26 protein-coding genes are annotated in these 25,359 nt (G+C 74.7%); 14 read left to right on the top strand and 12 right to left on the bottom strand.

Features of this window, described 5'->3' with window-relative positions; translation table 11 throughout:
• Positions 1-9: 9 nt before the first annotated feature.
• From GA0070621_RS03555 to GA0070621_RS03540, 4 genes are read right to left on the bottom strand one after another with little or no spacing between them, the layout of a single operon-like run.
• Entirely contained in the window at positions 10-735 is a 726-nt protein-coding gene (locus GA0070621_RS03555; protein ID WP_091191541.1) for a D-sedoheptulose-7-phosphate isomerase, read from the bottom strand.
• Positions 735-1,952, bottom strand: coding sequence for a glycosyltransferase (locus GA0070621_RS03550; RefSeq protein ID WP_091191540.1), 1,218 nt, complete (start codon positions 1,950-1,952; stop codon positions 735-737). Before GA0070621_RS03550 ends, GA0070621_RS03555 begins: the two co-directional genes overlap by 1 nt.
• Positions 1,937-2,911 carry a glycosyltransferase gene (locus tag GA0070621_RS03545; protein WP_091191538.1) on the bottom strand — a complete coding sequence of 325 codons (975 nt, stop codon included), beginning with the start codon at positions 2,909-2,911 and terminating at the stop codon, positions 1,937-1,939. The genes GA0070621_RS03550 and GA0070621_RS03545 overlap by 16 nt, the downstream gene beginning before the upstream one ends.
• A complete protein-coding gene (locus GA0070621_RS03540) occupies positions 2,908-4,635 on the bottom strand; it encodes an HAD-IIIA family hydrolase (protein ID WP_197673943.1) in 1,728 nt (575 codons plus the stop codon). The genes GA0070621_RS03545 and GA0070621_RS03540 overlap by 4 nt, the downstream gene beginning before the upstream one ends.
• A 140-nt stretch (positions 4,636-4,775) precedes the next feature.
• Between GA0070621_RS03540 and GA0070621_RS03535 the strand changes: the two genes are divergently transcribed.
• Together GA0070621_RS03535 and GA0070621_RS03530 are read left to right on the top strand one after the other, a co-directional pair.
• The gene (locus GA0070621_RS03535; RefSeq protein WP_091191535.1) at positions 4,776-5,222 is read left to right on the top strand and encodes an SRPBCC family protein; all 447 of its coding nucleotides are present in this window, start codon (positions 4,776-4,778) and stop codon (positions 5,220-5,222) included.
• 100 nt (positions 5,223-5,322) lie between these two features.
• Positions 5,323-6,090 carry a polyprenol monophosphomannose synthase gene (locus GA0070621_RS03530; RefSeq protein WP_091201964.1) on the top strand — a complete coding sequence of 256 codons (768 nt, stop codon included), beginning with the start codon at positions 5,323-5,325 and terminating at the stop codon, positions 6,088-6,090.
• 94 nt (positions 6,091-6,184) lie between these two features.
• Here GA0070621_RS03530 and GA0070621_RS03525 read toward each other — a convergent pair whose 3' ends face one another.
• Complete coding sequence (locus GA0070621_RS03525; RefSeq protein WP_091191533.1) at positions 6,185-7,783, bottom strand: phytoene desaturase family protein; 1,599 nt, start codon at positions 7,781-7,783, stop codon at positions 6,185-6,187.
• Between the two features lie 72 nt (positions 7,784-7,855).
• Here GA0070621_RS03525 and GA0070621_RS03520 point away from each other — a divergent pair, with 72 nt between their 5' ends.
• Entirely contained in the window at positions 7,856-9,289 is a 1,434-nt protein-coding gene (locus GA0070621_RS03520) for an aldehyde dehydrogenase family protein (RefSeq protein ID WP_091191532.1), read from the top strand.
• 54 nt (positions 9,290-9,343) lie between these two features.
• Here the strand turns inward: GA0070621_RS03520 and GA0070621_RS03515 are convergent, their stop codons facing one another.
• On the bottom strand, positions 9,344-9,748 hold the full coding sequence (locus tag GA0070621_RS03515) for a ChaB family protein (protein WP_091201962.1): 405 nt from the start codon (positions 9,746-9,748) through the stop codon (positions 9,344-9,346).
• A 140-nt stretch (positions 9,749-9,888) separates the two neighbouring features.
• Here GA0070621_RS03515 and GA0070621_RS03510 point away from each other — a divergent pair, with 140 nt between their 5' ends.
• From GA0070621_RS03510 to GA0070621_RS03490, 5 genes are all read left to right on the top strand, one after another.
• Positions 9,889-10,863: a YihY/virulence factor BrkB family protein gene (locus GA0070621_RS03510; RefSeq protein ID WP_091191530.1), complete on the top strand. Its 975-nt coding sequence runs from the start codon at positions 9,889-9,891 to the stop codon at positions 10,861-10,863.
• Between the two features lie 85 nt (positions 10,864-10,948).
• The gene (locus GA0070621_RS03505) at positions 10,949-11,365 is read left to right on the top strand and encodes a DUF2795 domain-containing protein (protein WP_091191528.1); all 417 of its coding nucleotides are present in this window, start codon (positions 10,949-10,951) and stop codon (positions 11,363-11,365) included.
• 55 nt (positions 11,366-11,420) lie between these two features.
• On the top strand, positions 11,421-11,882 hold the full coding sequence (locus tag GA0070621_RS03500; RefSeq protein ID WP_091191526.1) for an SRPBCC family protein: 462 nt from the start codon (positions 11,421-11,423) through the stop codon (positions 11,880-11,882).
• 50 nt (positions 11,883-11,932) lie between these two features.
• Positions 11,933-12,193: a hypothetical protein gene (locus GA0070621_RS03495; RefSeq protein ID WP_091191525.1), complete on the top strand. Its 261-nt coding sequence runs from the start codon at positions 11,933-11,935 to the stop codon at positions 12,191-12,193.
• Positions 12,194-12,323: 130 nt separating this feature from the next.
• Positions 12,324-12,536, top strand: a complete 213-nt coding sequence (locus GA0070621_RS03490) for a hypothetical protein (protein ID WP_091191523.1) — start codon at positions 12,324-12,326, stop codon at positions 12,534-12,536.
• On the opposite strand, the gene GA0070621_RS03485 is transcribed toward GA0070621_RS03490, so the two are convergent.
• Together GA0070621_RS03485 and GA0070621_RS31060 are read right to left on the bottom strand one after the other, a co-directional pair.
• Positions 12,533-12,982 (bottom strand): hypothetical protein, encoded by a 450-nt coding sequence (locus GA0070621_RS03485; RefSeq protein WP_091191521.1) that lies wholly within the window; start codon positions 12,980-12,982, stop codon positions 12,533-12,535. The two genes, GA0070621_RS03490 and GA0070621_RS03485, sit on opposite strands and share 4 nt — an antisense overlap.
• 65 nt (positions 12,983-13,047) lie before the next feature.
• Positions 13,048-13,170 carry a hypothetical protein gene (locus GA0070621_RS31060; protein ID WP_269455372.1) on the bottom strand — a complete coding sequence of 41 codons (123 nt, stop codon included), beginning with the start codon at positions 13,168-13,170 and terminating at the stop codon, positions 13,048-13,050.
• A gap of 126 nt (positions 13,171-13,296) precedes the next feature.
• On the opposite strand from GA0070621_RS31060, the gene GA0070621_RS03480 reads away from it, so the two are divergent.
• Positions 13,297-15,444 (top strand): ATP-binding SpoIIE family protein phosphatase, encoded by a 2,148-nt coding sequence (locus GA0070621_RS03480; RefSeq protein WP_091191519.1) that lies wholly within the window; start codon positions 13,297-13,299, stop codon positions 15,442-15,444.
• Between the two features lie 16 nt (positions 15,445-15,460).
• On the opposite strand, the gene GA0070621_RS03475 is transcribed toward GA0070621_RS03480, so the two are convergent.
• Positions 15,461-17,284, bottom strand: a complete 1,824-nt coding sequence (locus GA0070621_RS03475; protein WP_091191518.1) for a glycoside hydrolase family 15 protein — start codon at positions 17,282-17,284, stop codon at positions 15,461-15,463.
• 124 nt (positions 17,285-17,408) lie between these two features.
• Here GA0070621_RS03475 and GA0070621_RS03470 point away from each other — a divergent pair, with 124 nt between their 5' ends.
• The gene (locus GA0070621_RS03470; protein ID WP_091191516.1) at positions 17,409-17,993 is read left to right on the top strand and encodes a general stress protein; all 585 of its coding nucleotides are present in this window, start codon (positions 17,409-17,411) and stop codon (positions 17,991-17,993) included.
• Between the two features lie 13 nt (positions 17,994-18,006).
• Here GA0070621_RS03470 and GA0070621_RS03465 read toward each other — a convergent pair whose 3' ends face one another.
• Positions 18,007-18,594 (bottom strand): DUF1684 domain-containing protein, encoded by a 588-nt coding sequence (locus GA0070621_RS03465; protein WP_091191515.1) that lies wholly within the window; start codon positions 18,592-18,594, stop codon positions 18,007-18,009.
• A gap of 197 nt (positions 18,595-18,791) precedes the next feature.
• Here GA0070621_RS03465 and GA0070621_RS03460 point away from each other — a divergent pair, with 197 nt between their 5' ends.
• Positions 18,792-19,274, top strand: coding sequence for a MarR family winged helix-turn-helix transcriptional regulator (locus GA0070621_RS03460; RefSeq protein ID WP_091191513.1), 483 nt, complete (start codon positions 18,792-18,794; stop codon positions 19,272-19,274).
• 10 nt (positions 19,275-19,284) lie between these two features.
• Positions 19,285-20,271 carry a pirin family protein gene (locus GA0070621_RS03455; RefSeq protein WP_091191512.1) on the top strand — a complete coding sequence of 329 codons (987 nt, stop codon included), beginning with the start codon at positions 19,285-19,287 and terminating at the stop codon, positions 20,269-20,271.
• 50 nt (positions 20,272-20,321) lie between these two features.
• On the opposite strand, the gene GA0070621_RS31055 is transcribed toward GA0070621_RS03455, so the two are convergent.
• Together GA0070621_RS31055 and GA0070621_RS03450 are read right to left on the bottom strand one after the other, a co-directional pair.
• Positions 20,322-20,450, bottom strand: coding sequence for a hypothetical protein (locus tag GA0070621_RS31055; RefSeq protein WP_255509960.1), 129 nt, complete (start codon positions 20,448-20,450; stop codon positions 20,322-20,324).
• Between the two features lie 252 nt (positions 20,451-20,702).
• The gene (locus GA0070621_RS03450) at positions 20,703-21,458 is read right to left on the bottom strand and encodes a hypothetical protein (RefSeq protein ID WP_091191510.1); all 756 of its coding nucleotides are present in this window, start codon (positions 21,456-21,458) and stop codon (positions 20,703-20,705) included.
• 331 nt (positions 21,459-21,789) lie between these two features.
• Here GA0070621_RS03450 and GA0070621_RS03445 point away from each other — a divergent pair, with 331 nt between their 5' ends.
• Both GA0070621_RS03445 and hrpB read left to right on the top strand, forming a co-directional pair.
• Entirely contained in the window at positions 21,790-22,614 is an 825-nt protein-coding gene (locus GA0070621_RS03445; protein WP_091191509.1) for a SigB/SigF/SigG family RNA polymerase sigma factor, read from the top strand.
• Positions 22,615-22,717: 103 nt separating this feature from the next.
• Entirely contained in the window at positions 22,718-25,357 is a 2,640-nt protein-coding gene (gene hrpB / locus GA0070621_RS03440; RefSeq protein ID WP_091191507.1) for an ATP-dependent helicase HrpB, read from the top strand.
• The last annotated feature ends 2 nt before the right edge of the window (positions 25,358-25,359 follow it).

The following is a 25,359-nucleotide window of genomic DNA, read 5'->3' as shown; positions in this document are numbered from 1 at the left end:
TCGACCTCCTCATCCGGCCTGCACCTCCCGACCGGCGGCGTCCCCGAGCACCACCTCGACGCCGGTACGCACCGGACCGGCCGGCCCCCGGTCCGCCGCCGGGGTGGCGAGCGCGGCCGGCAGGGCCCGGTCGACGTACTCGCAGAGCACGTGGGTGGCGACCAGGTGCAGCTCCTGCACCACCTGGCTCTCCGGCGAGTCGACGGCCAGGCTCTCGTGGCAGGCGGCGGCGAGCGGGTTGGGGGCCGGGCCGGTGAAGCCCCAGCAACGCAGCCCGTACTCGCGTCCGGCGCGGGCGGCGGCGAGCAGGTTGGCGCTGGCGCCGCTGGTGGACATGAGCAGGAGAATGTCGTCGGCGCGGCCGTGTGCGCGGACCTGGCGGGCGAACACCTCCGGGAAGCCGTAGTCGTTGCCGATCGCGGTCAGCGCGGAGGTCTCCGCGTGCAGCGCGATGGCCGACAGCGGTTCGCGGTCGTCGCGGAGTTTGCCGACCAGTTCCGCGGTGAGGTGCTGCGCCTCGGCGGCGCTGCCCCCGTTGCCGGCCACCAGCAGCCGCCCACCGGCGGCCAGCCGGAGCGCCAACTCCCGGCCCCAGCGCGCCAGCAGGTCCTCCGACCGGCGCAACGGCAGCAGCGCGGCGGCGAGCTGGGTCAGGTGGTCCTCCAGCACCGTCCCGCCGACGGCCGGCCCGAGCGCCGCCGACGGCCGGCTGCCGCTGGAGTCCGACGCCGCCATCAGGCGACCACCCGGGTGGGCCGGCGCACGGCGGCCACCTCGCCGTACACGCCGGCGAGGCGTTCCGCGGTGGTCGACCAGGAGTAGCGGGTGCGGGCCCGGTCCAGCGCCGCCGTCGCGTACGCGAAGCGGCGGATCCGGTCGCCGAACAGCCGGCGGATCGCGGCACCGAGCGCCTCGGGGTCCCGGGCCGGCACCAGGTCGCCGGTCCGGCCGGGCACCACCGTGTCGATCAGGCCGCCGACCGCGGAGCCGATCACCGGTACGCCGCACGCCATCGCTTCGAGGGGAGTGAGCCCGAACGGCTCGTACCAGGGTGCGGCGACCAGCACGTCCGCCGAGCGGTACCAGCGCCCCATCTCCTCGCGGGGCACCGCGCCGATCAGCTTGACCCGGTCGGCGATCCCGCAGGACCCGGCGAGCGCCCGCAGCCGCAGCGCGTACGCGTCGGTCTCCAGCAACCCGGCGGGCGGCCCGCCCACCACCACGCACTCGGCGTCGGGGACCAGCGCGGTGGCCCGGATGACGTCCTGGAAGCCCTTGCGTTCCACCAGCCGCCCGACGGTGAGGATGCGCGGCCGGACGCCGTCCCGCTCGGCGACCGGGCCGAGCGGGGCGAAGGTGGCCAGGTTCACCCCGGACGGGACGACGGTGATCCGGGACCGGGGCACCCCCATCCGGACCAGCTCGGCGACCTCGTCCTGGCACTGCGCCACCACCCGGTCCACCGAGCGGCCCAGCTCCCGCTCGTGCCCGATCCGGCCCGGCGGGCTGGTGTCCTGGGCACCCTGGTGGCGCCGCTTGACGGTGCCGAGCGCGTGGTACGTCTGCACCACCGGCACCCCGGTGCGCCGACCGGCCGCGAGGGCGGCGATGCCGCTCATCCAGAAGTGACCGTGGACCACCTCGGGTTGCCAGTCGCCGACCCGCCACCGTTCGGCGAGCCACTCCCCGAACGCCGGCATGTACGGCAACAGGTCGTCCTTGCCGACCGGCTCGGCCGGCCCGGCGGGCACGTGCACCACGCCGTAGCCGTCCGCGGCGCGGACCGTCACCGGCAGGTCCACGGCGTCGCGCCGGGTGTAGACGCGGACGTCGTGGCCGGCGGCCGCGAGCGCGGCGGAGAGCTCCGCGACATGCGTGTTCTGGCCGCCGGCGTCCTCTCCGCCGAGAACGGCGAGCGGACTGGCGTGCTCCGAGATCATCGCGATGCGCATACTTCCTCCTCCAGCAGCCGGTCCCAGTCGGCGAGGAAACGCTCCAGGCCGTAGCGGTTCCGGGCCGCGGCCCGCGCCGCGGCACCCGCCCGGCGGGCCGCCGCCGGGTCGTCCACGAGGCCGCGGGCCGCCTCCACCAGCACGTCGACCCGGGTGGAGAGGGCGCCGGCGGACGGCGGTACCGCCTCCACGGCCTCGGTGGTGGCCAGCGCCACCACCGGCATGCCGATCGTCATCGCCTCGATCAGGCTCAACCCGAGCGAGGTCCACCGGCACAGGTGCAGGTACGCGCGCCGGCGGGCCAGCTCGGCGTGCATGGCGTGCTGCGGCACGTCGTCGTGGCTGGTCAGCCGCTCCGGCGGCAGCCCGAGCCGGTCGGCCAGTCCGGCCACCCCCATGCCGTAGACGTCCAGCGGGGCGATCTCGGCGAAGCGGGTCAGCAGGTCGGTGCCGGTGACCCGCCAGCGGCGTACCGGCTCGTTGATGACGACGGCGAGCCGGTCCAGCTCGCCGGTCCACTCGACGGCCGGGGCGACCACGCCGTGCTCGATCACGGCGGTGCGGGTCCGGCCGTTGTCCCAGAACAGCTCGTTGAAATGGGTCACGTGGGTGAGCAGCAGGTCGGACCGGTCGGCCATCGGATGCCGGGTGTTCGGCACGTCGCCCTTCGGGGTGTTGTGCTCGACGTAGATCGCCGGCACGTCGCGGCCCACCCGGCGGCCCAGCCAGTCGCAGGCCAGGTCGAACTCCTCCGGGCGCTGGAGCAGCACCACGTCCACCTCGGAGCGGCGCAACTGCTGCGGGGTCACCTCGACGGCGTTCTCCGGCCAGGGATAGGTGCGCGCCCGGCCGAGGCCGTACGGACCCCGGTCGGGGGTGACCGGCACCAGGTAGCGGTGCTTGCCGTGCACGAACGAGGTGGTCCACGACCCGTGCACGTGCCAGACCAGTACGTTCATCGCACCACCCCGCAGGCGGAGACGGCCGGTCCCGTGACCAGGGGCTCCGGCGCGTCGGCGGGTACGCCGAGGAGCCGCAGCGCCTCCAGCACCCGCCCCGGCTCGACGGCGGAGAGGCAGGGGTGGCCGGGGACCGGGCAGCGGGTGGCCCGGGTGTCCCGGCACGCCGCACCGGCGTCACCGAGCCGGACGGCCGGCACGCGGTACGGCCCCCACTGTCCGAACGGGACGGTGGGGGCGAACAGGCTGACCACCGGCACGCCGAGCGCGGCGGCCAGGTGCGCCGGCCCGGTGTTGCCGACCACCAACGCACCGGCCCGGGCGATGACCGCGGCGAGTTCGCCGAGCCCGGTGCACCCGCCCAGGTCGAGGCCACCGGCGGCGGCGACCCGGGCGGTCAGTTCCCGTTCGTCCGGGCCGCCGGTCACCACCACCCGGTGGCCGGCGGCGCTGAGCACCCGGACGATCCGGGCGGCCAACTCGGGCGGGCAGGCCCGGGTCTCCACCGAGGAACCGGGGTGGAGCACGACGTACCCCGGCTCGCCGGGCCCGGCCGGGACGGGCGGCAACCGGTCGACGCGTAGCCGCAGGCCCGGCTCGTCGGCGGCGGGCAGCGCGAAGCCGGCGGCGGCGGCGAGGGAGAGCGCCCGCTCCGGTTCCGGCACCCCGTCCGGCACCCGGTGCCGGACGTCGAGCAGGGAGCCCGGGTAGTCGTCGCTGATCGCGCTGATCCGGGGTATCCCCGCCATCCGCAGCAGCAGGGCGAGCGGCAGCGCCGACTGGTGGAACGAGGTGAAGACGACCGCCTCGTCCGCGTCGAGCGCGGCGAGCCGGTCGGTGAGACGGCGCAGGTCCGCCGGGTCGACCGCGCCGGCCGGGGCGTCGATCCACGGCAGCGGCCACTCGATGATCTCGTCCACCCCGGGCAGCAGTTCGGCGGCGGCCCGGCCACGCGGCCCGCAGAGCAGCACCACCCGCTCCGCGGCGGCGGCGACCGCGCGGATGCCGGGGCCGGTGACCAGCACATCCCCGGCGGCGTCGCTGCGCGCCACCAGCACCGTGCCGCGCCGGGGCACGCCGGTGGGGGCGGCCACGAGGCGGATCCGGCGCAGGATCTCCGTGACCGCGCCCGGCAGGTCGCCGGCGACCGTGGGCGCGGCGGTCACCTCCGCCGGCCGGGTGGCCGGGGTGGGCACCAGGATGCCGGCGGCGCCGGCCGCGGCGGCGGCGATCATGTCGGCACCGATGTCGCCGACCAGCACGCACCGGGTCGGCGTGGTGCCGAGCGCCCGGGCGGCGGCGTGCACCAGGCCCGGGGCCGGCTTGCGGCAGGCACAGCCGTCCGGCTCGCCGTGCGGGCAGATCTGCCAACTGTCGAACGGCCCGAGCAGTTCCTCCACCCGGGCGTTGACCCGCCGCAGTTCGTCCGCGGTGAAACAGCCCCGGGCCAGGCCGGACTGGTTGCTGACCACCGCCAGGCGCAGGCCGGCCGCGCGCAGCCGGTCCAGGGCCTCCCGCGCCCCGGGCACCGGGCGGACCTTCTCCGGGTCGCCGTTGTAGGGCACGTCCTCGATCAGCGTGCCGTCCCGGTCCAGCAGCACCGCGTCGTACAGGCCGGACGGGAATCGGCCAGCAGCCGGGTCAACCCGGGCTGACCTGCACTGATCCCGCTCGTGGTCCCGTCGCACGGGCGGCGGGTTCCCGACCCCCCGAGGAGTAAACATCAACTTCGGCGGAGCCGCGTCCGCCGGTGCCGCCCGGTTCCGGTCCCCGCCATACCGGCCCGGTCCGGCGATACCCGCCGCCCCCGAGAAGCTAACCCGGCCGTCGTTAGCGGCGAACGTGGCGAGGGTATGGCGGGCGGGTGGCGATCGTGGAAAAGGTGATCGAGGCACCCCCACAGCAGGTCTTCGACGTGCTCGCCGACGGGTGGACGTACAGCGACTGGGTGGTCGGCACGACGCACGTCCGCGGCGTGGACGACAACTGGCCGCAGGTGGACGCCCGGCTGCACCACCGGGCCGGGCCGTGGCCGTTGTCGCTGCAGGACGCCTCCACGGTGCTGGCCTGCGACGCCCCGCACCGGCTGGTGTTGCGGGCGGGAATCTGGCCGGCGGGCGAGGCGATCGTCTCGTTCACCCTGGATCCGCTCGACGGCGGGCGGACGCGGATCCGGATCGGCGAGGACTTCGTCGCCGGGCCGCTGCACCGGATCTGCAACTGGCTCAACGACGTGGTGCTGCGCCTACGCAACAAGGAGACGTTGAACCGGCTCTCCGACATCGCCACCCGCCGGCCGAGCAACCGGTGACGCGGCTCGGGATCCTCCGGGCGGACGTCTGTGCGGAACTGACGGCGACAACTGGCTACCCTCTCAGATGAAACCTTTCGGCCGACCGAGGATGTCCGTGATGATCGAACCCGTGCAGTTGCCCTCGCCGTGGCGCGACGCACGCCTGACCGTCGTCGTTCCGACCTACAACGAGGCGGGCAACCTTCCGGTGCTGGTCGAGCGCCTTCTCGCTCTGCCGCTGCCCGGGTTGAAGGTGCTCGTCGCGGACGACAACTCCCCGGACGGGACGGGCGAGGTCGCCGACAAACTGGCCATCGAGCACCCCGACCGGGTGCTGGTGGCGCACCGCCCGGGCAAGGAGGGGCTCGGCCGGGCGTACGTGGACGGGATCGGGCGGGCGCTCGACGGCGGCGCGGATTTCGTCGCGCAGATGGACGCGGACCTGTCGCACCCGCCGGAGGCGCTGCCCGGCATGCTCGGCGCGCTGCTCTCCACCCAGGCCAGTGTGGTCATCGGCTCACGCTACGTGCCCGGCGGCGAGCTGGACGAGAACTGGCCGTTGTACCGGCGCGCGCTCAGCGGCTGGGCCAACCTCTATGTGCACACGCTGCTGCGGGTGCGGATCCGGGACCTGACCGCCGGCTTCAAGATCTGGCAGGCGGACGCGCTGCGCGACATCGGGCTGGAGCGGGTGCAGTCCAACGGCTACAGCTTCCAGGTGGAGATGCACTACCTCGCCACCAAGCTGGGGCACACCATCCTGGAGGTGCCGATCCGCTTCGAGGAGCGCCGGGACGGCGCCTCGAAGATGACCACCGCCACCAAGATCGAAAGTGCGCTGATGCCGTTCCGGCTGCGTAGCCGGCACCGCAACCTGGAGAGCTGAGCCGGCCGACCGGTTCACCACCGCCGACCTCACGCTGCGCCACCCGTGACGCAGCGTGAGGTCTTGCACCCCGACCGCACGTAACCGGCGGTGCTCAGCGGTAGATCGTCCGGTGCGCCGCGCCGATCGCGCCCGCGTACAGCCCGCCGGTGAGTGCGCGGTCCCGGGCGAGGGCCGCCCGCGCGGCGTTCGCGCCGGGCGCCCCGTGCACCCCGCCGCCCGGATGCGCCGACGAGCTGGCCAGGAAGAGCCGGTCGACCGGGGTGTCCGCCCGTCCAAGGCCGGGAATCGGCCGCAGGAAAAGCTGCTGGTACGCGGCCGAGGTGCCGCCGCCGATGGCACCGCCGACCAGGCTCGGGTCGCCGGCCTCCAGGTCGGCCGGACCGGCCACGTGTCGCCCGACGATCAGCGAGCGGAAGCCGGGGGCGGCCGCCTCCAGCACCTCCTCCATCCGCTCCAGGTGGGCGGCGATCTCCTCGGACCGCCAGTGCCGGCGGAACGGCAGGTGGGTGTACGACCAGAGCGACTCGGTGCCCGCCGGCGAGTGGCTCGGGTCAGCCACCGACATCTGCCCCACCAGCAGGAACGGGTCCCGTGGCACCTCCCGCCGGGCCAACGCCGCCGAGTACGTGGTGAGGCCGTTCAGGTCGGCGCCGAGGTGCACGGTGCCGACGCCCGCCAGGGCGCGGTTCCGCCACGGCACCGGCGCGGACAGCGCCCAGTCCACCTTCAGCGTGGAGCCGTCCCACCGGAAGTGGGCCAGATCCTCGACCAGCCGGGGCGGCAGCGCCGCGGCGCCGACCAGGTCCAGGTAGAGCGCCGGGGCGGGCACGTCGGCCAGCACCGCCCGGCGGGCGCGCCAGGTGGCGCCGCCGGCGGTACGCACTCCCATCGCCCGGCCCCGGGCGACGAGCACCCGGTCGACCCGGGCGCCGTAGTCGATCCGGCCACCCCGCTCGACCAGCCGGGCCACCAGCGCGTCGGTGATCTTCTGGGCACCGCCGACCGGCACCGGCCAACCCACCTGCTGGCCGAGCATGGTCAGCAGCCACCCGTACACCCCGGAGCCGGCCTCCTCGGGCGACAGGTCGGTGTGCAGCGCGCACCCGGCGAGCAGCGCCGGCCCGCCCTCGCCCTCGAAGAGCTCGTCGCCGAGCATGCGTACCGGCACCACCAGCCGCCGACCCAGCCGTAACGCGCCGGACACGTGCAGCCGGCGCAGCAGGGTCAGCCCGCTGCGGACCGGCGGGAAGGGGGTGGTGATGGCGTCCAGCATCGGCTCGGCCACCCGACACCAGTCGGCGTACGCCTGCCGCCAGCGGTCCCCGTCGGCGGGGGCGAACGCCGCCAGCGAGGCCGCGGTGACGTCCACGTCCCGGTTGATCACCGCAGCCCGCCCGTCCGGGAACAGGTGGGCCAGCACGTCCGGGGCGTGCGCCCAGGCCAGCCCGTACCGGTCGAGGTCGAGCCCGCGCAGCACCGGTGAGGCGTACCCGAGGGGGTAGAAGGAGCTGTAGAGATCGCTGAGGTAGCCGGGGGCGGTGACCTCGGCGGAGCGGATCGCCCCGCCGGGCACCTGGGTGGCCTCCAGCACGAGGACCTCCCAGCCCGCGTCGGCCAGCAGGTTCGCGGCCACCAGCCCGTTGTGACCGGCGCCGACGACGACGGCGTCCGCCGTGCCGCTGGGGTTCATCGGATCCGCCTACCCGGCCGGTTACCGGGCGAAACGCGTTTGCCTCGCCCGCACCGGGGCATCCACCGCCGCATGTACACGGTTGCACAGCTCATAGGTGGAGTGTGGGGTGCCGGGGGCGCGGGAGGCGAACTGGTCGTACGCGATCCGGCCGACGGCTCCCCGGTGACCACCGTGCCGGTGGCGACGGCGGACGAGGTGGCCAAGGCGGTCGAGGCGGCCCGGGGCGCGGCGGCCGAGTGGGCGGCGACCGCCCCGGCGGAGCGGGCGGCGGCGCTGCACCGCGCGGCGGACGCGGTGGCGGCCGTCGCCGAGGAACTGGCCCAGGCCACCACGGCGGAGATGGGCAAGCCGCTGGACGACGCGCGCGGCGGCGTGGCGGCCGGCGTCGGGACCCTCCGGCAGTACGCGGAGCTGGGCCCGGTGCGCGGTGGGCGGACGCTGCACGGCCCCCACTCCGCGCTCGACTTCATGGCCCCCGAGCCGCGCGGCGTGGTCGCCGCGATCACCCCCTGGAACGACCCGTTGGCGGTCTCCTGCGGGCTGCTCGGCGCGGCCCTGGTCACCGGCAACGTGGTGCTCTACAAGCCGAGCGAACGCACGCCCGCCACCGGCTGGCTGCTCGCCAGGGCCCTGGACTCCGCGCTGCCGGCCGGCGTGCTGTCGCTGCTCACCGGCGGCGGCGAGGTGGGCGCGGCGCTGGCCGGGCAGGACGTGGACGTGGTCGCCCACGTCGGGGCCACCGCCACCGGCCGGTCGATCGCCGCCGCCGGCGCCCGCACCGGCGCGAAGGTGCTGCTGGAGAACGGCGGCAGCGACCCGCTGGTGGTGGACGCCGGCATCGATCCGATCTGGGCGGCCGAGCAGGCGGCGCTGGGCTGCTTCGCCAACGCCGGGCAGATCTGCGTCGCGGTGGAACGGATCTACGTGCACCGGGACGTCGCGGAGGACTTCGTCGACGCGCTGGTCGAGCGGGCCGAGGCGCTCCGGCTGGGCCCGGGCCGGGATCCGGGCACGCGGCTCGGGCCGCTGGTCGACCGGCGGCACCGGGACCACGTGCACGGGCAGGTCACCGCGGCGGCGGCCGAGGGGGCGCGGGTGCGCACCGGCGGGGAGATTCCGGACGGACCGGGCGCCTTCTATCCGGCGACCGTGGTCGCCGACTGCCGGCACGAGATGGCCCTGGTCCGCGAGGAGACGTTCGGGCCGGTCGCCCCGGTGGTCGTGGTCGACTCGTTCAGCGAGGGGCTGCGCTGCGCGGCCGATTCCCCGTACGGGCTGGCCGCCACGGTGCTGACCGGGTCGATGAGCCACGCCCACCGGGCCTGGCGGGAGCTGCCGGTGGGCACGGTCAAGATCAACGCGGTTTTCGGGGGCGCGCCGGGCGGTGCCGCGCAGCCGCGCCGCGGCAGCGGCCAGGGTTTCGGGTACGGCCCGGAACTGCTCGACGAGTTCACCACGGTGAAGGCCGTGCACATCGAGGCGCCCGGCGGCGGCCACTGGTGAGGACGTGAACCGGAGCCCGGGACCGGTCCCGGGCTCCCGTCACGTCGAGCGTGGTCAGCGACCGCCGCGCGCCTCGCGGGTCGCCTTGTCGTTCGCCTTCTGGATCGCCTTGACCAGTTCCGGCTTGGTCATCCGGGACCGGCCCGGCACGTCCAGTTTCTTGGCGACCGCCATCAGGTGCTCCTTGGGCGCGTTGGCGTCCACCCCGACGGCGGTCGGTGCCCGCCGGACCGGGCCACCTCCGGCGGCCTGCTGGTCGCTCGGGCCCTTGCGTCCCTTCGGCTCCCAGTGGTCACCGACCTTCTCGAACTCGTGCTTCACCGCGGCGAACGCGGTGCGGTGCGCCCGCTCCCCCTCGCCGTACGTCTCCACGGCCGAATCGTGCGTCTTCTCCCAGGTCCGCTGCGCCTTGTCCGGGGAGCGCCGCAGCGTGCTGGGCAGTACCTCGCGCCCGGGCATCTCGTCCTCCTCCGTCTCGGTGGGTTCCTGTGACCGTTCCCCCACGTCCCGGCGGCAAACCGGTACCCGGTTTGTCGATTTTCGCCACGGGGTACCGCCGGGCCACGCGCACAGCGCGCCGGACGTCGGAGGGAGCGGTCATGGCGGCGACGACGGAGCCGGTGGTCACCGGCCGACGGGCCCGACTCCCCCGGCGGGTCCGCCAGCTGAGCTGGTCCACCTGGCGCGGGGTGCTGGCCCGAAGCGGGCGGAACTTCGTCCGGGACAACTGCGCGGACCGGGCGGCGGCGTTGACGTACTACGGGGTGCTGGCGCTCTTTCCCGCCACCGTCGTGGTGGTGGCCCTGGTCGGGCTGGTCTCCGACGGCGAGCGGACCGTCGACACGGTGGTCGGCCTGGCCCGGGAGATCGGCGCGGGCTCGGTGGTCGGCAACGACGGCTTCGTCAGCGCGGTCCGCGGCGTGGTGGAGCAGCAGGACTCGGCCAAGGTGCTGCTCAGCTTCGGCCTGCTCGGCGCGCTCTGGTCGGCGTCCGGATTCATCGGCGCGTTCACCCGGGCGTCCAACGCCGTCTACGGGGTCGCGGAAGGGCGGCCGTTCTACCGGCTGCGCCCGTTGCAGATCGGCCTGGCCGCGGTGTCGTTGCTGCTGCTCGCCGTGGCCGCCACCGGGCTGATCGTCAGCGGCCCGGTCACCGACGCGGTCGGCGACCGGCTGCACGCCGGCGGGCTGACCCGCGCCCTGTGGACGGTGGCGAAGTGGCCGCTGCTCGCCCTGGTGGCGATGACGCTGCTGTCGCTGCTGTTCTGGATCGCCCCGAACATCCGGCAACCCCGGTTCCGTTGGCTCACCCCGGGCGGCGGTCTCGCCCTGCTGGCCTGGGTGGCCGCCTCGGCCGGCTTCGGCCTCTACGTCGCCAACTTCGGCTCGTACGACGTGACGTACGGCAGTCTCGGCGCGGTCATCGCCTTCCTGGTCTGGCTCTACCTGTCCAACTGCGCCCTGCTGCTCGGCGTACAGGTCAACGCCGAACTCCAGCGCGGGCGGGTGATGCAGACCGGTGCCGGGGATCCCGGCGAGCCCGTACTGCCGCCGCGCGCCCCAGCCGAGGAGTGACCGGCTTCGGCTGGTTCGTCGCCCGATGACCGGCCCGGTCGCCCGGCCCGGTTTACCGCCGGTCCCCTCGGGCATGTCTGTCGGCATGGAACGTGGCAGCAGCAAGCACTCGCCCAGGGTCGACGACAACATGGTTCAGGACGTCAGCGGCCTCATCCAGGGGCCGGGGGCCGCGGGTTCCCGGGTCGACGAGTCCCGCCAGCCGGAGCCGGCGGGTGAGGACCAGCCGGAGCCGAAGACGTTGACGGCCGGCGCGAGCCGCGGCGGCAACCCGCAGGGCATGAGCATGGACGACGTGGAGGCGCGCAGCCGCCTCGGCCGGTTCATCACGATGACCGCTCTGCCCGGTGACCGCGCGGCGCTGGTGGCCAACGCCCGGGAGAACCAGGCGCCGACGGACATCGTCACCGCCCTGGAGAGCCTGCCCGACGGCACCCGTTACCAGACGATTTCCGAGGTGTGGGCCGCACTCGGGCACAAGAACGAGACGACGCGCTGGTGAGCGGATCGGCCCACGATCCGCGCGAGGAGACCGGCGGGAAGAGGAGGACCCTGCGATGAGCGACGTGATGGAACATGTGGACGTTGCCGTTCCGATCCGTACCGCGTACGACCAGTGGACGCAGTTCGAGGCGTTTCCACAGTTCATGGAGGGCGTCCACGAGGTCCGGCAGCTCACCGACACGATGACCCACTGGACGGTCGAGATCGCCGGCGTGAAGCGCGAGTTCGACGCCGAGATCACCGAGCAGCTACCGGACGAGCGGGTGGCCTGGCGGTCGACCGAGGGCGCCCGGCAGGCCGGCGTGGTGACCTTCCACCGCCTCGACGAGGGGCACACCCGGGTCACCCTGCAGATGGAGTTCGAGCCGCAGGGCCTGGTCGAGCAGGCCGGCGACAAGCTCGGCGTGGTCGACCGCCGCGCCCGGGCCGACCTGGAGCGGTTCAAGCAGTTCATCGAGCGACGCGGTCAGCAGACCGGTGCCTGGCGGGGCACGGTCGACCGGCCCACCCCCTGACGTCGCCGGCACGGCCGTTTGCGATCACCCCGCCCGGGTACCGCTAGGCAATGACCGACAACGACCGCCACGTGTGGCGCGACGAGACCCGTACTCCCCTGCACGAGGTGGACCGGGCGCTGGCCCGGTCGACCGTCGACGGGCAGGCCGACGACGTCACCGGCAACGACGCAGGTGAGGAGTCCGCGTTCGGCCACGGGCCAGAGGCGGTGGACCGGGGCGCCGGCCCGGAGGCCGAACGGCGGGAGATGACCGACGCGGACCGGGCGTACCGGCCGTCGACCACCGGCCGGACCGGCCCGGACGCGTGACCGGGCCGGCCGGCGCGACTCGGCCGAAACGCCAGGAATCGGGATACACCCGGTCGATAAAACGGACAGCCCATCCAGAATCGACCGAACGGGGGACGGCGTTGCCCAGGCCCCGGGTAAGACTTTCGGGATGCAACAGGGCTCAGGTTTCCTCACCCCACGTCAGCGCCGCCTGGCCTGGCTGGGCTTCCTGCTCACCGCCGTCCAGGCGCCCGTCGCGGCCAAGCTGGTTCCCGACGGATCCTGGCTGTTCAGCCTCGTGGTGGCCCTGATGGTGGCGACCGTGATCATCGCCGACGACGCCCGGCGCCGCCAGCCGGCGGATGCCTCGTCCGCCGACTAGCCGCCGGCACCGGGGCGCGCCTCGTGCCCCGGCCGGCCCGGGCTGCGCCGGCGTTCCTTCAGCTCGGCCTCGTAGAGGTGGCGCCGGCCGCCGACCAGTTCGTCGCGGGCCCGGCGGTCCAGCTCCCGGAAGAGCGCGTAGTACCCGTCGTCGAAGTCCTCGACGATCTGGAACGTCCAGCGTCCGGCGATCACGTTGCGGCCGAGCAGGTCCCGGGCCACCAGCCCGGCGATCTCGTCGTGGCCGGCCGACCGGAACAGCTCCACCGCGTCGTCGAGCATCAGGTCGGCGTGACCGATCATCTGGTGCAGCGAATAGAGGTGTCCACGGGCCCGCTCGACCGTCTCCAGCGCCTCGCTGAGCTTGCCGAGCGCCGCGACCGTGAGGTCACCCACGCCCGCCGGCCGGCGGTGCGCCTCGTCGGGTCCGTCCGCCTGCTGTCCCATCGCCGTCCTCCACGGGTCGTCCGCGCCGGTCCGCGCGGTGTCCCTTCTCCCCCGTAACGACCGGGTCAATCCCCCGGGGCGGGTCGGGCCGACACCCGGACGATCCGGGCCGACACCCGGACGATCCGGGCCTGCTCGCCGCCGCCGGCCGAGCCGGTCGACCGGTCGCGGCCGGACCGGCCGCTCACCCGCCTGACCGCTCCCGCAACTTCCGGGCATATCAGACATGCCGGGCCGACCCCTGCTGATCGCCGTTCGACGCCCCGCGCCGCATGATCGGAACCTTTTCGCCACGCTCCGGATAGGCTGCGGTCATGTCAGGCACGGTCGGGCGGGTGCCCACGCCTTCAGCCCCCTCCTCGGGAGCGCCGACGGGCCCGGGCGCCGCCGCGTCCGGCGCGGCCGACCCGTCGGCCCTGCGGTGGGCCGACACGCCGCTCGGTGCACCCGAGCAGTGGGACCCGGCCGTCCGCGCCGTGGTCGACCTGGTGCTCGCCTCGCCCGTACCGATGGCCCTGCTCTACGGCGACGACCTGATCCTGGTCTACAACGAGGGGTACGCCGAGCTGATCGGGGCGCGGCACCCGGGGGCGCTCGGGCGGCCGGCGGCGGAGGTGTTCGCCGACATCTGGCACGAGCCGGGCGCCGGGGAGGTGATCGAACGGGCGTACCGGCGGGGCGAGCCCTTCCTGGAACGGGAGGCGGTGCTGCCGGTCGACCGGCACCAGACCGGACCCACCGAGCCGGCCATGTTCACCCGCGGCTTCTCGCCGGTGCGGGACAGTGCCGGCCGGACCATCGGCGTGCTCAGCGTGGCCGCGCAGACCACCCAGGTCACCCGGCAGTTGCAGAGCCTGAGCGACTTCGCCGCCGCGCTCTCCGGCACGCTCACCCTCGACGACGTCGCCCGGGTCACTCTGCGCTACGGCCTCGACGCCTTCGGCGCCGACCGGGTCTCCTTCGGGGTCGACGAGGGGCCGGCCTGGCGGATGGTCCGTCGCGTCCGCGGCGAGCTGTTGGACGAGGCCGACGAACGGCTCCCGCCGTTGTGGCGACGGATACCGGCCGACTCGCCCGTCCCGATGGTGGTGACCGCCCGCAGCGGCGTGGCCCTGTTCACCGCCGACGGGCAGCCGCTGCGGAACTCCCCGGCGGACCGGCACGACCAGAAGATCCGCTCGCTCGCCGCCCTGCCGCTGCGCTCGTCTGTGGTCCGGGGCGCGGTGACCGTCGGCTACCAGGCGCCGCATCCGTGGTCGCCGTCGGAACGCGCGCTGCTCGCCGCCGCGGCGGAGCTGGCCGGCCAGGCCGCCGAGCGGGCCCGCCGCTTCGAGACCCAGCACGGCACCGCCCAGCTCCTGCAACGCAGCATGCTGCCCGAGCGGCTGCCCGACCTGCCCCGGCTGCGGATCGCCGCCCGGTACGACCCGGGCGTGGACGGCAACGCCGCCGGTGGCGACTTCTACGACGCGTTCGTGCTGCCCAGCGGCGCGCTCGGCGTGGTCCTGGGTGACGTGGCCGGGCACGACGTCCAGGCCGCCGCCCGGATGGGGCAGGTACGCGCGGCGCTGCGCGCGCTGGCGCTCACCGATCCCCGCCCGGACGCCGTGCTCGCCGGCCTGGACCGGCTGGTCGCCAGCCTGGGCACGGAGAGCGGGACGCAGGAGCTCTTCGTCACGGTGGTGTTCGGCGTCATCGAGGCCGACCAGGAGCGGATCACGCTGGCCAGCGCCGGGCATCCGGCCCCGCTGATCCGGCGCTGCCGGGCCGACGGCGAGCCGACGGCCGAGTACGTCGAGGTCTTGCCCGGCCCGCCGTTGGGCCTCGGCTACCGGCCGCGTACCACCGCGGTGCCGTTCCGCCCGGGCGACACCCTGCTGCTCTACAGCGACGGGGTGGTGGAGCGGCGCTGGCAGGACCTGTTCGCCGGGCTGACCGGGCTGCGCGCGGCGGTGACGGGCGCGAGCAGCGGCGACCCCCGGGCGCTCTGCGCGGTGGCCACCGCCGCCGTGCCCGGCGCGACCGAGGACGACGTGGCGGTGCTGGCCGTGGAGCACGCGGTACGGCCGAGCCGCTCGGCCAGCATGGCGGTGCCGGCGGAGCCGACCGCGCCGAGCCGGGTACGCCACTGGATGACCGCCCAGCTCACCGAGTGGCGGGTGCCCGAGGCGGTGATCGGCGGCGCGGTGCTGTGCACGAGCGAGCTGACCACCAACGCGCTGCTGCACGCCGGCACCGCCGCCCGGGTGGAGATCGACCTGAGCGCGGAACGGCTGCTGGTCTCGGTCGCCGACTCCGGCACCCGGGGGCAGGTGACCCGGGCGCAGACCGACGCCCTGAGCAGCCGCGGGCGCGGCCTGGGGCTGATCGAGGAGCTGAGCGACGCCTGGGGCACCGATCCCACGGTGCGCGGCTCGACCGTCTGGTTCGAGATCCTCATCCCGCCCTCGCCCGGCTCCTAGCCGTCGGGCGGGGCGGTCAGGCGCCCCGGCCCTGGGTCGCGGTGGCTAGCCCGGCGCGGCCACCGAGCCGTTCGGCGGCCGCGCCGATCTGGCCCGCGGCGTTGATCAGGCCGATGTGCGAAAACGCCTGCGGGAAGTTGCCCACTTGCTCGCCGGTGGCCGGGTCGATCTGCTCGGCGTAGAGCCCCAGGTCGTTGGCCTGCGCGGCGAGCTGCTCGAACAGCCGTTGGGCCCGCTCCAGCTCGCCGGCCTCGGCGAGGCAGCCGACCAGCCAGAACGAGCAGATCACGAAGCCCGCCGGGTCACCGTCCCAGCGCCGCAGCAGTCCGTCACGGGAGAGCCGCCGCTCCACCACGTCGACGGTGGCGCGCATCCGGGGGTCGTCGGCGGGCAGGAAGCCGACCAGCGGCATGATCAGCACCGAGGCGTCCAACTCGTCGGAGTCGAAGGCCCCGGTGTACGCGCCGACCCGGTCGTTCCAGCCCCGGGTCAGCACCGCCTCGCGTACCTCGTTCCGGGCCGCCGCCCAGCGCGCCACGTCGGCGGCGTCGCCGATCCGCGTCCCGAACCGGACCGCCCGGTCCAGCGCGGTCCAGCACTGCACCTTGGACGACAGGTAGTGCCGCTCGGCGTCGCGCGCCTCCCACATCCCGGCGTCCGGCCGGCGCCAGTCCACCGTCGCCTGGTCGGCGAGGGCGTGCAGCAGGTGCCGGACCTCGGGCGACATCGGGTCGAGGTAGTACCGCATCCGCCAGGCGGCGTCGAGGATCTCGCCGAGCACGTCGGTCTGCCGCTGCCGCCAGGCGTCGTTGCCGACGAGCACCGGCCGGCTGTCGGCGTAGCCGGCGAGGTGGTCGAGGCGGTGCTCGGTGAGGTCGCGCTCGCCCTCGACGCCGTACATGATCGGCACGGGTTCGTCGCCGATCATGCCCATGGCCCGGGACACCCAGGCGAACTGCCGGTTCGCCTCGTCGGGACAGGCGGCCAGCCAGAGCGCCTGGAGGGTGAGGCTGAAGTCGCGTACCCAGACGAAGCGGTAGTCGTAGTTGCGCTCGCCGCCGAGTTCCTCGGGCAGCGAGGTGGTGGCCGCCGCGACGACCGCGCCGCTGGGCACGTAGGTCATCCCCTGCACCACCATCGCGCTGCGCCGCACCTGGTCGCGGTAGTGCCCCTGGTAGTCGTGCAGCCCGGCCCAGGACCGCCAGCCGGCCACCGTATCGACCATCACCCGGTCGGCGTCGGGCAGCGCGGGCTCGCCGCCGTCGTAGGTCGGTGCGTACCCGAGGGTGAAGTGGTGGGTGGTGCCGGCGCGGGCGGTGAACCGCCCGCTCGCCGCCCCGTCGCCGCAGGTCATCGGGACGTTGGCGCGCAGGCTCAGCCGGCTGCCGCCGGCGACGGCGTCGATCGTCTGCTCGGTGCCGGTGAGGTAGGCGCGGACCCGGCCGTACTCGAAGCGGGGCTGGTACTCCACCCGCATCGGCACCTCGCCGGAGATCCCCTCGACGACCCGGGCCAGCACCTGCGGGGAGCACAGGCCGATCTCGTGGCCGCGCGCCCCGGCCGCCAGCGCCAGGGCGTCGGTGACGGCCACCGTCCCGGTCCGGGTGGTGAAGACGGTACGCAGCACCAGCGTGTCGTCCAGGTAGGACCGTTCGGTGGTGAAGTCGTCCTCGGGCCGGATGCTCCAGTGCCCGGCGGTGTCGTCGAGCAGCCGCCCGAAGACCGACGGGCCGTCGAACCGGGCCGGGCACCACCAGTTCACCGCGCCGGCCCGGTCCACCAGCGCGGCGGTACGCCCGTCGGCGAGGAACCCGTGCTCGCTGATCCGTCCGGCGTCCACGCCGGTGGCTACCCACCCGGCCTCCGGGCATGCGCGACGCGGCCCGGCCGTCGTCCGGTGTCCCCGCAGGCGTTACCCCTCCCTCGCGAATGGGAACGCCACCGCTTGACGAAGGAGGACGCACATGACCACACCCTCGACGCCGAGCGCGGCCTGGCGGCCCGGGATGCCCGGGCGCGACAACCTCCCGTCCGGGCCGGGCGGTCGTCCGGCCGCCCCGAGCGGGGACGGACACGGGCCGCAGACCGGCCCACCGACGGTCACGATCGGGTCGTACCCGGACTATCCGTCCGCCCAGCGCGTGGTGGACTATCTGGCCGACAACCGGTTCCCGGTGGAGCGGACGTCGATCGTCGGCACCGACCTGACCCTGGTCGAGACGATCATGGGCCGGATGACCACCGGCCGGGCCGCCCTGGTGGGTGCGGGCACCGGCGCCTGGTTCGGGCTCTTCATCGGGCTGCTCTTCGGCATCTTCACCGCGGGAAACTGGGTCGCGGTGATCGTGATCGGCCTGGTGGTCGGCGCGATCTGGGGTGCGGTGTTCGGCGCAGTGGTGCACGCGATGACCGGCGGCCGGCGGGACTTCACCTCGTCCAGTTCGCTGCGGGCCAGCCAGTACGCGGTGACCGTCGAGGCCGACCTGGCCGACCAGGCCCGGCAGTTGCTCGGCCGGATGCACTTCCCGAGCGGCGCGCCCGCCCGGTAACCGCACCCGTCCGTCAGCCGTGGTACGCCAACTCCCCGGCCCGGATCGGAACGTCGGCCCGGTTCTCCGCCGGGGCGAGGGGGCACGCCCAACGGTCGTCGTACGCGCAACTCGGGTTGTAGAGGTAGTTGGCGTCGAGGCGGACCCGCCCACCGGGCAGCACGGTCAGGCCCCGCCCGAAGGTGCCCTTGACCGTGTCGGTCAGGTAGCGCCCGCCCCCGTACGTCTCGGCACCGCAGGTGGCGTCGAGCAGCGGGACGAACAGCCCGCCCCCGTACGCATCGATCCACCACACGGTGAGCGGGCCCCACGGCGTCTCGGCCACCGCGACCCGGCGGTAACCGACGACCCCGTCGGGCCCGCCGGTGTCGATGCTCTCGGTGCCGGAGGCGGGGCGCAGCGGCGCCTCGACCACGGCCGCCGGATCGTGCGGGAACCAACGCAGCCCGGTGAACCCGGGCCGCTCGGCGGCCGGCAGCGGGCTGCACGGGTGCGAACGGAACAATTCGTCCCGGGCGGCCCGAAATCCGGCCAGGTCGAGATCGGAGAGGTACAGCCGGGCCAGCCGCTCCCGCCAGTCGAGCAGGTCGAGATCATCCATACCCCGACCGTAGCCGGGACCGCCGCGCGCTCCCGCGGCCGTCCAGTAGCCGACGCTGGCGTCTTCGCACCGCGCATTTACTCCGCCGGAGCATTCACTTCAGATTCCAACGACATCGCCTCGGCGTGGCTGTCGCGCGGCTCACCCTCAGCCCGAAGGCACTTGTTTAAATTTTAAGTAGTGCTACTCTCGTACCCGTGACCGAGAGCCTGAACCCCGAGCGGCTGGCCGCCTGGCGCGCGTACATCGAGGCGAGCCAGCGGCTCTTCACCCAGCTCGAGGACGACCTGCGCGCGGCCAGCGAGCTGAGCTTCGCCGACTACCACGTGCTGGTCCTGCTCTCCGAGGCGCCGGGGCAACGGTTGCGGATGGGCGAGCTGGCCGGCCGGCTGGTCTTCTCGCCGAGCCGGCTGACGTACCAGATCTCCTCGATGCAGCGGCGCGGCCTGGTCGCCCGGCAGTCCTGCCCGGAGGACCGACGCGGCAGCGAGGCCGTGCTGACCGCGGCCGGCCTGCTGGCGCTGCGCGAGGCCGCACCGCACCACCTGCGCTCCGTGCGTACCCATCTGATGGACGACCTCGACGACGCCGAGGTCGCCTGCCTCACCCGGGTCTTCGAGCGGCTCGGCCGGCGCCTGCGCGCCGACCGCGACGCGTCGTCCACCCCGGCCGACAAGTAAGGAGCCCGCGATGCCCGCCATCACCGTCGACGACGTTCTCGTCCTGCCCCGCCTGCCGCAGCTCGACGAGTCCACCACCTTCCGCCCGGTCCGCCGGGTGACCACCGCGCCGAGCGGCTACGAGGGCGAGGGCTTCCCGGTCCGCCGGGCCTTCGCCGGCGTCCCGCTGACCGAGCTGGACCCGTTCATCCACCTCGACCAGATGGGCGAGGTGGACTACGCCCCGGGCGAGCCGAAGGGGACGGCCTGGCACCCGCACCGCGGCTTCGAGACGGTGACCTACATGATCGACGGGATCATGGACCACCAGGACTCGCAGGGCGGCGGCGGCACCATCACCGACGGCGACACCCAGTGGATGACGGCCGGCAGCGGCCTGCTGCACATCGAGGCGCCGCCGGAGCAGCTGGTGATGAGCGGTGGTCTCTTCCACGGCCTCCAGCTCTGGGTCAACCTGCCCCGGGTGGCCAAGATGAACCCGCCGCGCTACCAGGACATCCGCGGCCGGGAGTCGGCGCTGCTGACCACGCCCGACGGCGGCGCGCTGATCCGGGTGATCGCCGGCGAGGTCGCCGGGCACCGGGGCCCGGGCTCGACCCACACCCCGATCACCATCGCCCACGTGACGCTCCAGCCGGGCGCGGAGCTGAGCCTGCCCTGGCGGCCGGACTTCAACGCGCTGGTCTACGTGCTGGCCGGCCGGGGCACGGTGGGCACCGACCGGCGCCCGATCCACCTCGGCCAGCTCGCCGTGCACGGTCCCGGCGACGCGCTGCGGGTCACCGCGGACGCGAAGCAGGACGGCAACGCCCCGGCCCTGGAGCTCTACCTCATGGGCGGGCAGCCGATCCGGGAGCCGGTGGCGCACTACGGCCCGTTCGTGATGAACACCCGGGACGAGCTGATCCAGGCGTTCGAGGACTTCCAGGCCGGCCGGCTCGGCGTGATCCCGGCCGGGCGGCTGCCGCACACCGGCGGCGAGGGCAGCCGCCCCTGACCGATCGGCAGGCGGGCGTCCCGGGGGCGTACCCGGGCACCCGCCGGCGGTCAGGAGACGGCGAAGATGCCGGCCACGCCGAGGATCACCATCAACAGGACCGCCACCAGCGCACCCCGTTCCCCCTCCACCGCCTGCTCGCGGTACTCGGTCACGGTGTTCGTCGTCTCGGCGGGCATGCGGTGGCCTCCTTCTGATACGTGCCTGGGGGTCCGGCCGGGCCCGCGGAAAGGCCCGCCGACCAGGGTCGGTCGGCGTCGGAAGCCGTCCGGGGGGTCCTGCCGTGCGGCGTTGTCTTACCCGTTCCGACGGCGCGAAACCTCGCCGGGCCGATGCGTCACGGCGCGGCACAGGCTGGCCGGCCGGTCAGCGATTGGGACGGGCAACGCCGGCGCGGCGCAGGTCGACCGGCCGGCCGCCGATGGGGCGGGTTACGACCCGGACGGCAGTCCGCTGCCGGCGCGACGCGCCGGCACAGGGTGGGCCGGTCCGGGGTCGGCGGCGGCCGACGGGTCGTCGAGCGCGTTCGGCCCCGGCGGGTACGCGAACGACACCCGTGGCGAGTAGAGGCCCCCGCAGATCACCAGCGGGTTGGCGGGGCGCAGCGCGTAGACCGGGTGCTCCGGGTCGAGGAAGTCGACCGACTCGACCTCGAACGGGGTCACCGGCTCCGCCACGTACGGGTAGTCGAGGCTGAGCAGTTCCCCGCCCCGGGCGGTCAGGTACCGGTGGTGCCCGGTGCACACCCGGCTGCCGGTGTGCCCGACCCGGGCCACGGTACGGATGATCGGCACCCCGTCCGCGTGGGTCTCCGCGGTGAGCTGTTCGCCCCGCAGGTCGAGCCGGGTCTGCCCGGGCGACGCCGGGGCGCCCCGGGCGACGGCGTACGCGCGTACCCGGGGGCTGGAGGCCAGGTAGTGGGTCCACCAGCCGCCGGGGGTGTCCCCCACCGGCGGCGGGTCGATGCCGTCGAGGGCGAGGCCGAGGTAGGTCAGGGAGTACGCGCCGAAGCCGGAGGTCTGGCAGTCGTCGTCCACCACGTACTGACAGAGGAAAACCTGGCGATCGGGGCGGGGCCGCAGCCCGGCCGGCACGAGCGCCGCGGCCGCGTCGGGGTCCGCCGGGAGCCAGCTGAACTGGAGCACCCGGGCGTTGACGACGAGTTGCGGGGCGGCGGGATCGAGCACGATGCCTCCGAAGACGGGTACACCGGCGACGCTACGGGCGGTCCCATCAGCGGGACAACGACTGAAAGCCGACAATGCGAGCCGATTGTCGGCTTTTTCGTTGACCGATCGGTCAGGCATACGCATCGACCGGCCAGCCGACGGCGGAGCACAGGGGCAGCCATTATGTCCGACTCAGGCACTTATTTTCTTTAAGTCACTTAAGTACATCGTACTTTCGGCTAGATTCCTGCCGGCCGATCGGGTTAAGGTGAGCTTCCGAACGGACCGATCGAGCCTAAACCGAAGCGTCACGTCTTTTTCCGTGGACGAGGTGCAGGGAGGACCGCCCATGACCGCGCACACGCTCAGCGAGCAGCGGACCACGCCGCCGCCCACCACCGGCAAGCTCGACCCGAACGCGCTCGCCGACAGCGCCGCCGATCTGCTCAACGCGATGGCCGCGCTGCCCGCCGACCACCCGTCGCGCCCCGCGCTGCGGGACCGGGCGATCGAGGCCTGGCTGCCGCTCGCCAACCACCTCGCCCACCGCTACGGCGGCCGGGGCGAGCCCACGGACGACCTGGCGCAGACCGCCGCGGTCGGCCTGATCAAGGCGATCGACAAGTTCGACCCGTCCCGGGGCGTCGACTTCGCCGGCTACGCCATCCCGACCATCATCGGCGAACTCAAGCGGCACTTCCGCGACCGCACCTGGGACATCCGGGTGCCCCGCCGGCTGCAGGAGCTGCGGCTGGCCATCTCCGACGCCAACAGCTCACTGCTGCAGACCCTCGGCCGCTCGCCCACGGTCGCCGACATCGCCGCCCACCTCGGCCTCACCGAGGAGGAGGTCCTGGAGGGCCTGGAGGGCGCCCGCGCGTACAACGCGGTGTCGCTGTCCACCCCGACCGGCGACGGCGAGCGGTCCACCGAGCTGGGCGACCTGCTCGGCGGCGAGGACGGCGAGTTCGAGCTGGCCGAACTGCGGGTCGCGCTGGGCCCGGCGCTGGCCACCCTGGACGAACGCGAGCAGCGGATCCTCACGCTGCGCTTCTACGGCAACCTGACCCAGTCGCAGATCGCCGAGCAGATCGGCGTGTCCCAGATGCACGTGTCCCGGCTGCTGGCCCGGGCGCTCGGCAAGCTGCGCGGGCAGCTCGACGGAACGTACTAGGGCGAGGGACGCCCGGGTCCCGCGCGGACGACCCGGGCGGCCTCCCGTCACCGGCCCTGGACGGGGTGCGCCGGGCCGGCGCACCGGATGCGACATTGGGACCGTGCTCTCCGACGTGATCCTCGACCTACCCGTCCGGGCGGTGCTGCCGGCGCTGACCGGGGCGCTGCGCGCCGCCGGCACGGCGGTGCTGGTGGCGCCGCCCGGCACCGGCAAGACCACCCTCGCGCCGCTGGCGGTGGCCGACGAGGTCGCCGGGCGGGTGGTGGTCGCCCAGCCCCGCCGGATGGCCGCCCGGGCCGCCGCCCACCGGATGGCCGCGCTGCTCGGCGAGCGCGTCGGCGGCCGGATCGGGTACGCCGTCCGCGGCGAACGCCGGGTCGGGCCGGACACCCGCGTCGAGGTGGTCACCACCGGCCTGCTGGTCCGTCGACTGCAACACGATCCCGAGCTGCCCGGCGTCGGCGCGGTGCTGCTCGACGAGTGCCACGAGCGGCAACTCGACGCCGACCTGGCACTGGCCTTCACCGTGGACGCCCGCGGCGCGCTCCGGCCCGACCTGTGGCTGCTGGCGATGTCCGCCACCCCGCCGGCGGGCCGGTTCGCCGCGCTGCTCGGCCCGTCGGACCGGCCCGCGCCGGTGGTCCGGGCCGAGGCGGCCCTGCACCCGGTGACCCGGGTCTGGGCGCCACCGCCCCGGCCGATCCCCGCCCCCGGGGCGGGACGGGTCGACCCGGCACTGCTCGACCACGTGGCCGCCACCGTCCGGCGGGCGCTGCGCGAACGGGCCGGGGACGTACTGGTCTTCCTGCCCGGGGCCGGCGAGATCGCGGCGGTCGCCGCCCGCCTGGCCGACCTGCGCGACGGCGTCGACGTGCTGCCACTGCACGGCCGGCTGACCGCCGCGGCGCAGGACGCCGCGCTGCGGCTCCGACCGGCCGGGTCCGGCCCCGACCCGGCGCGGCCCGAACCCGTCGACCGGCGGCGAGTCGTGCTGGCCACCTCGGTGGCGGAGAGCAGCCTGACCGTGCCCGGGGTACGGGTGGTGGTCGACGCCGGACTGAGCCGGGTGGCCCGTACCGACCTGGCCCGGGGGCTGGGGGCGCTGGTGACCGTGCCGGTGTCCCGGGCGGCGGCCACCCAGCGGGCCGGGCGGGCCGGGCGGGAGGCCCCGGGCGTCGTCTACCGGTGCTGGTCGGAGGCCACCCACACCCACCTCGCGCCGCAGCCCGAGCCCGAGATCGCCACCGCCGACCTCACCGGGTTCGCGCTGGAGCTGGCCGCCTGGGGCGACCCGGACGGCACCGGGCTGGCGCTGCCCGACTCGCCGCCGCCGGCCGCCCTCACGGTCGCCCGGGAGACCCTGACCACGCTCGGCGCGGTGAACCCGGACGGCAGGATCACCGCCCGGGGGCGGGCCATCGCGGCGGCCGGGACCCATCCCCGGCTGGCCCGGGCACTGCTCGACGGTGCGGAACGGGTCGGCGCCGACCGGGCCGCCGAGCTGGTAGCCCTCCTATCCGACCAGACCCAAACCACCACCACCGACGACCTGACAACCCTATGGCGGCACCTCCGCAACAACACCAACCCCGCCGCCACCACCCGCTGGCGCGCCGAGGTACGCCGCCTCCGCACCGCCCTCCCCTCCCCCGCAACCACTCCCCGCGATCTTGCAGATGGTGCCGCGACGAACGGGGCGAAAGCCGCACACCGCCGACCCAAAGTGCAAGATCGCGGGGGAGGGTGGGGGGCGGGGAGCCCTGATGAGCTGGCGGCGGGGTTGGTGGTGGGGTTGGCGTATCCGGAGCGGTTGGCGCGGGTGCGGCGGGGTGGCGGATCCGCGTATCTGATGAGCGGGGGGACTGCGGCGGAGGTGGTGGGCGGGTCGGGGCTGGTGGGGTCGGTTTGGCTGGCGGTCGCGGTGGCCGACCGCTCCCCGGGGGCGCCGACGGCGCGGGTACGGCTGGCCACGCCGGTGGACGAGGCGACGGCGCGGGAGGCCGGCGGGCCGCTGCTGCGTACCGAGCGCGAGGTCGGCTGGTCCGGCGGGGACGTGGTGGCCCGCGAGGTGGTCCGGCTCGGCGCGATCGAGCTGGTCGACCGGCCGCTCGCGGCGCCGGACCCCGCGTTGCTCGCCGAGGCCGTGCTCACCGGGCTGCGCCAGACCGGCCTGGGTCTGCTGACCTGGACGCCGGAGGCGACGGCGCTGCGCCGGCGGCTGGCCTTCTGCCGGCAGGCGCTGGGCGACGACTGGCCCGACGTGTCCGACCCGGCGCTGCTCGCCGACGCGCCCGCCTGGCTCGGCCCGGAGCTGGCCAGGGCCCGCCGCCGCGCCGACCTGGGCCGGATCGACGTCGCGGCGGCGCTGCGCCGGCTGCTCGACTGGCGGCAGGCCGCCCGGCTGGACGAGCTGGCGCCGGAACGGCTCGCCGTGCCCAGCGGCTCCCGGATCCGGGTGGACTACGCCGACCCGGCCGCCCCGGTGCTCGCGGTCAAGCTCCAGGAGACCTTCGGCTGGCGGGACGCGCCGCGGATCGCCGACGGCCGGGTGCCGGTGCTGCTGCACCTGCTCTCCCCCGCCGGCCGGCCGGTGGCGGTCACCGCCGACCTGGCCTCGTTCTGGCGGGTGGGCTACCCGCAGGTGCGGGCGGAGCTGCGCGGGCGCTACCCGCGGCACCCGTGGCCGGAGGACCCGACCACCGCCGAGCCCACCCGGCACGCGACGCCGCGCCGGCGCTGAGC

The organism is Micromonospora narathiwatensis (assembly GCF_900089605.1).
Taxonomy (GTDB): Bacteria; Actinomycetota; Actinomycetes; order Mycobacteriales; family Micromonosporaceae; genus Micromonospora; species Micromonospora narathiwatensis.
The sequence above is the reverse complement of the archived record's forward strand: the minus strand, read 5'-3'. Positions and strand labels throughout refer to the sequence as shown.

What these genes read in the sequence shown, in the direction of transcription:
- GA0070621_RS03555 (WP_091191541.1), bottom strand. Translation starts at nt 735, where the DNA reads ATGGCGGCGTCGGACTCCAGCGGCAGCCGGCCGTCGGCGGCGCTCGGG.
- GA0070621_RS03550 (WP_091191540.1), bottom strand. Translation starts at nt 1,952, where the DNA reads ATGCGCATCGCGATGATCTCGGAGCACGCCAGTCCGCTCGCCGTTCTC.
- GA0070621_RS03545 (WP_091191538.1), bottom strand. Translation starts at nt 2,911, where the DNA reads ATGAACGTACTGGTCTGGCACGTGCACGGGTCGTGGACCACCTCGTTC.
- GA0070621_RS03540 (WP_197673943.1), bottom strand. Translation starts at nt 4,635, where the DNA reads ATGTTTACTCCTCGGGGGGTCGGGAACCCGCCGCCCGTGCGACGGGAC.
- GA0070621_RS03530 (WP_091201964.1), top strand. Translation starts at nt 5,323, where the DNA reads ATGATCGAACCCGTGCAGTTGCCCTCGCCGTGGCGCGACGCACGCCTG.
- GA0070621_RS03525 (WP_091191533.1), bottom strand. Translation starts at nt 7,783, where the DNA reads ATGAACCCCAGCGGCACGGCGGACGCCGTCGTCGTCGGCGCCGGTCAC.
- GA0070621_RS03520 (WP_091191532.1), top strand. Translation starts at nt 7,856, where the DNA reads ATGTACACGGTTGCACAGCTCATAGGTGGAGTGTGGGGTGCCGGGGGC.
- GA0070621_RS03515 (WP_091201962.1), bottom strand. Translation starts at nt 9,748, where the DNA reads ATGCCCGGGCGCGAGGTACTGCCCAGCACGCTGCGGCGCTCCCCGGAC.
- GA0070621_RS03510 (WP_091191530.1), top strand. Translation starts at nt 9,889, where the DNA reads ATGGCGGCGACGACGGAGCCGGTGGTCACCGGCCGACGGGCCCGACTC.
- GA0070621_RS03505 (WP_091191528.1), top strand. Translation starts at nt 10,949, where the DNA reads ATGGAACGTGGCAGCAGCAAGCACTCGCCCAGGGTCGACGACAACATG.
- GA0070621_RS03500 (WP_091191526.1), top strand. Translation starts at nt 11,421, where the DNA reads ATGAGCGACGTGATGGAACATGTGGACGTTGCCGTTCCGATCCGTACC.
- GA0070621_RS03495 (WP_091191525.1), top strand. Translation starts at nt 11,933, where the DNA reads ATGACCGACAACGACCGCCACGTGTGGCGCGACGAGACCCGTACTCCC.
- GA0070621_RS03490 (WP_091191523.1), top strand. Translation starts at nt 12,324, where the DNA reads ATGCAACAGGGCTCAGGTTTCCTCACCCCACGTCAGCGCCGCCTGGCC.
- GA0070621_RS03485 (WP_091191521.1), bottom strand. Translation starts at nt 12,982, where the DNA reads ATGGGACAGCAGGCGGACGGACCCGACGAGGCGCACCGCCGGCCGGCG.
- GA0070621_RS03480 (WP_091191519.1), top strand. Translation starts at nt 13,297, where the DNA reads ATGTCAGGCACGGTCGGGCGGGTGCCCACGCCTTCAGCCCCCTCCTCG.
- GA0070621_RS03470 (WP_091191516.1), top strand. Translation starts at nt 17,409, where the DNA reads ATGACCACACCCTCGACGCCGAGCGCGGCCTGGCGGCCCGGGATGCCC.
- GA0070621_RS03465 (WP_091191515.1), bottom strand. Translation starts at nt 18,594, where the DNA reads ATGGATGATCTCGACCTGCTCGACTGGCGGGAGCGGCTGGCCCGGCTG.
- GA0070621_RS03455 (WP_091191512.1), top strand. Translation starts at nt 19,285, where the DNA reads ATGCCCGCCATCACCGTCGACGACGTTCTCGTCCTGCCCCGCCTGCCG.
- GA0070621_RS31055 (WP_255509960.1), bottom strand. Translation starts at nt 20,450, where the DNA reads ATGCCCGCCGAGACGACGAACACCGTGACCGAGTACCGCGAGCAGGCG.
- GA0070621_RS03445 (WP_091191509.1), top strand. Translation starts at nt 21,790, where the DNA reads ATGACCGCGCACACGCTCAGCGAGCAGCGGACCACGCCGCCGCCCACC.